Source organism: Azospirillum sp. TSO22-1, from assembly GCF_003116015.1.
Classification (GTDB): domain Bacteria; phylum Pseudomonadota; class Alphaproteobacteria; order Azospirillales; family Azospirillaceae; genus Azospirillum.
Genome location: NZ_LGQZ01000236.1, coordinates 1 through 3,868, shown reverse-complemented (window position 1 = coordinate 3,868; position 3,868 = coordinate 1). Strand labels below are relative to the sequence as shown.

The 3,868-nt window shown below is 70.0% G+C and carries 5 protein-coding genes; all 5 read left to right on the top strand.

Annotated features, from left to right (window positions below):
- On the top strand, window positions 1–1,208 hold a 1,208-nt coding region (locus tag TSO221_RS34605; protein ID WP_109122972.1), incomplete at its 5' end, for a pyruvate formate lyase family protein.
- A 16-nt stretch (window positions 1,209–1,224) separates the two neighbouring features.
- A complete protein-coding gene (locus TSO221_RS34600; RefSeq protein ID WP_109122971.1) occupies window positions 1,225–1,653 on the top strand; it encodes a putative toxin-antitoxin system toxin component, PIN family in 429 nt (142 codons plus the stop codon).
- 86 nt (window positions 1,654–1,739) lie between these two features.
- The gene (pflA, locus tag TSO221_RS34595; RefSeq protein ID WP_109122970.1) at window positions 1,740–2,531 is read left to right on the top strand and encodes a pyruvate formate-lyase-activating protein; all 792 of its coding nucleotides are present in this window, start codon (window positions 1,740–1,742) and stop codon (window positions 2,529–2,531) included.
- Between the two features lie 72 nt (window positions 2,532–2,603).
- Window positions 2,604–3,032 (top strand): hypothetical protein, encoded by a 429-nt coding sequence (locus TSO221_RS34590; protein WP_109122969.1) that lies wholly within the window; start codon window positions 2,604–2,606, stop codon window positions 3,030–3,032.
- A 64-nt stretch (window positions 3,033–3,096) separates the two neighbouring features.
- Window positions 3,097–3,868, top strand: a 772-nt coding sequence (locus TSO221_RS34585; protein WP_146209013.1) for a DUF1329 domain-containing protein, incomplete at its 3' end; no start/stop codon positions are given.

Sequence of the window (3,868 nt, the reverse complement as noted above, 5' to 3'; positions counted from 1 at the left end):
CCAGCTTCCGCATGCTGCACACGCTGGCCAACCTCGGCCCGGCTCCGGAGCCCAACCTGACCGTGCTGTGGTCGGAGAAGCTGCCGGAGGGCTTCAAGGCGTTCTGCGCCGAGACCTCGATCAAGACCTGCTCGCTGCAATACGAGAACGATGACCTGATGCGGCCGTACTGGGGCGACGACTACGGCATCGCCTGCTGCGTCTCGGCCATGCGGATCGGCAAGCAGATGCAGTTCTTCGGTGCGCGGGCCAACATGGCGAAGGCGCTGCTCTACGCCATCAACGGCGGCCGCGACGAGACGTCCGGCGAGCAGGTCGGCCCGGCCTTCGCGCCGGTCACCGGCGATGTGCTGGACTACGACGAGGTCATCTCGAAGTTCCTGCCGATGATCGACTGGTTGGCCAAGGCGTACATGAACACGCTGAACGCCATCCACTACATGCACGACAAGTACTGCTACGAGCGGCTGGAGATGGCGCTGCACGACCGCGACGTGCTGCGCACCATGGCCTGTGGTATGGCGGGCCTGAGCGTGGTGGCCGACAGCCTCTCCGCCATCAAGCACGCCAAGGTCTCGGTGGTGCGCGACGAGCGGGGCTTGGCCACCGACTTCGCGATCGAGGGCGAGTACCCGGCGTTCGGCAACAACGACGCGCGGGTGGACGGCATCGCGGTGTGGCTGGTCGAGAGCTTCATGGCGGCGCTGCGCAAGCAGAAGACCTACCGCAACGCGCTGCCGACGCAGTCGGTGCTGACCATCACGTCGAACGTGGTGTATGGCAAGAAGACCGGCAACACACCGGACGGCCGCAAGGCCGGGCAGCCGTTCGCGCCGGGCGCCAACCCGATGCACGGGCGCGACAGGAAGGGCGCCATCGCCTCGATGGCCAGTGTGGCGAAGCTGCCCTACGCGCACGCGCAGGACGGCATCTCCTACACCTTCACCATCGTGCCGTCGGGCCTGGGTCCGACCGAGGGTGAACGGGTGCGCAATCTGGTCGGCATGCTGGACGGCTACTTCGGGCAGGGTGGGCACCACATCAACGTCAACGTGTTCGACCGCGAGACGCTGCTGCACGCCATGGACCACCCGGAGCAATACCCGCAGCTCACCATCCGCGTCTCCGGCTACGCCGTGAACTTCATCAAGCTCACCCGCGAGCAGCAGCTCGACGTCATCAACCGCACCTTCCACGGCCTGAACTAACGCGGTATAGGGCGTCATGCCCGACGTCCGCCGCTTCGTTCTCGATACCAATGTGCTGGTCAGCGCCGCCCTCCTTCCCGAGGGCGGCGTTCGCCGTTACGAGCCGACCCGCCTGTGCGTCGGGATCGCCCGGCGCGACGGTGTGCTGCTGGTCTCCGATTCCACCCTGGCCGAGCTGCGCGACGTCCTGCTGCGCCCCGCCTTCGACCGCCTGAAGCCCCGCCCCGATCGCGAAGCCTTCCTGGCCGCCATCACCGCGGAGGCCGAACGCGTCGAACCGGTGGAGGAACGGCGGCTGTGCAGCGACCCCGACGACGACAAGTTCCTGGCGGTGGCGCTGGCCGGCGACGCCGACGTGCTGCTGACCGAGGACAAGGCGGTGCTGGCGCTGAAGACCGTGGGCCGGACGCGCATCCTGCGGCCGATCGCGTTCCTCAAGCGATAAGGCCTCAAGCGATAAGGCCCCGCCTCCGCTCGCAACTCCGCCCCCGCGCTCCATCTCCTGAGTATCCCCTCGCGCGAGGTCCCGCCATGCGCTGCGAATCCGACGGCGCCCTCTGCCTGGTGCCGCACCCGCACCTTACCCGCCCGGAGCGGCTGACCGGCTGGATCCACTCGGTCGAGACGGCCGGCACGGTGGACGGGCCGGGCGTGCGCTTCGTGCTGTTCACCGCCGGCTGCCCGCTGCGCTGCCTGTACTGCCACAACCCCGACAGCCAGCACATGAAGGAGGGTCATCAGGTCTCCATCGAGCGGGTGCTGGACGAGATCGCCTCCTACGCCGACATGCTCAAGCGCATGCACGGCGGCCTGACCATTTCCGGTGGCGAGCCGCTGGTGCAGCCGGAGTTCACCGCCGCCATCCTGCGCGGCGCCAAGGAACTGGGCCTGCACACCGCGCTGGACACCTCCGGCTACCTCGGTGCGCGGGCGAGCGGCACTCTGCTGTTCGACGTCGACCTCGTGCTGCTCGACATCAAGCACATCGACCCGAACGTCTACAGCCGTCTGACCGGCGTCGAGCTGCAACCGACGCTGGATTTCGCGCGCCACCTCGACGCGCTGGGCAAGCCGATGTGGATCCGCTACGTGCTGGTACCCGGCCTGACCGACCAGCCCGACGCCGTGGAGAAGCTGGCGGACTTCGTGGCGTCGCTCGGCTCGGTCGAGCGGGTGGACGTGCTGCCCTTCCACAAGATGGGCGAATTCAAATGGTTCGCGCGCGACCTGCGCTACCAGCTCGCCGACGTGCAGCCCCCCACCCCCGAGGCCACCGAGGCGGTGCGCACCATCTTCCGCTCCCGGGGTCTGTTCGTCGATTGAGTCTCGACAAACGGGACGCGGCTTGTAGAATGAACCGTGAACATTTCGCAGCCCGCGGGTGGAGCGATGAGCATGGACGCGACCAGCGGCGGCCAGCCCCTTCTCTTCGACGATCTGCCGGAAGCGGTCTCCGCCGTGCGCCGGAAGCCCCGCCGTGTCCGCACGGCGGCGGAGCCGGTGGCGGTCGACCGCGTCTCCGAACCGGCTCCGCCCATGCCGCCTCCCGCCCCGCCGCCGCGGCCGATGGCAGCGCCGGTGGTGCAGACGCAGCCGGCGCCCGCGCCGCTCGACCCGGCGGCGCTGACCAACCCGGAGCTGCGCGCGCTGGTGCGCGGCCTGAACGACCTGCGGCTCAGCTACCTGCTGGTCGAGGCGGCGCGCGAGCTGAAGCAGCGCGTGCAGCCCGACGTGGACGAGGACGGCGTGGTCTCCGACCCCAACCCGTCGCTGCTGCGCGCCGCCCGGCTGACCGTGGCCGACCTGTCCGGCGAGGACGATTGAACGGAGTTGCACCGGACCGCGGACGCGGCACAATGAGACCAGTGCCCTCCGTCCCGGGAACCCGATGCCCCTCGTCTCCACCGCGCGCGCCCTGGCGCTGACGCTCGCCGTGTCCGCGTTTCCTGCGCTTGCTGCGGACACTGCACCACCGCCCGAGCCGATGGTGGGCGGCGAGCTGACGGCCTTTGGCGCCGTGCGCGCGGCCAACCGCAACGGCACGATCCCGGCCTGGACCGGCGGCATGAGCCAGCCGCCGCCGGACGTCTACACCCCCGGCCAGCACATGCGCGACCCGTTCCCCGACGACACGCGCTGGTTCACCGTCCGCGCCGGCGAGGTCGAGCGCTACAAGTCCCGCCTGTCCGCCGGCCAGATCGCCCTGTTCAGGAAGTTCCCGGCGAGCTTCGAGATCCCCATGTTCCCGACGCGGCGCACCGCGGCGGCGCCCCAGCGCGTCGCCGAGGCCAGCATCGAGAACGCCGCCGGCCGCGCCCGGCTGCTGGAGAACGGGCTGGCGGTCACCGGCGCCCGCATCGGCATCCCCTTCCCGGCACCGAAGACCGGCGAGGAGGCGATGTGGAACCACCTGCTGCGCTGGCAGGGCGAGTCGGTCACCCGCATCTACGGCATCGCCATCCCGGACGAGCGCGGCTACTCCACCCCTTCCGTCTACCGCGAGGACCGGCTGTCCTCCTACGCCGCCGGTCAGGACGGCCCGGTCGCCGTGCACCGCCGCCGCGTCGGCCTGCGCCCGGCCGAAGTGGCGGGCGCGGCGCTGCTGACGCAGCAGACGCTCAACCCGCTGCAGCGCCCGCCGGTCACCTGGTACAAGCAGC

Coding starts and splice junctions, on each gene's coding strand:
- TSO221_RS34590 (WP_109122969.1), top strand. CDS start 2,604: ATGGACGCGACCAGCGGCGGCCAGCCCCTTCTCTTCGACGATCTGCCG.
- TSO221_RS34600 (WP_109122971.1), top strand. CDS start 1,225: ATGCCCGACGTCCGCCGCTTCGTTCTCGATACCAATGTGCTGGTCAGC.
- pflA (WP_109122970.1), top strand. CDS start 1,740: ATGCGCTGCGAATCCGACGGCGCCCTCTGCCTGGTGCCGCACCCGCAC.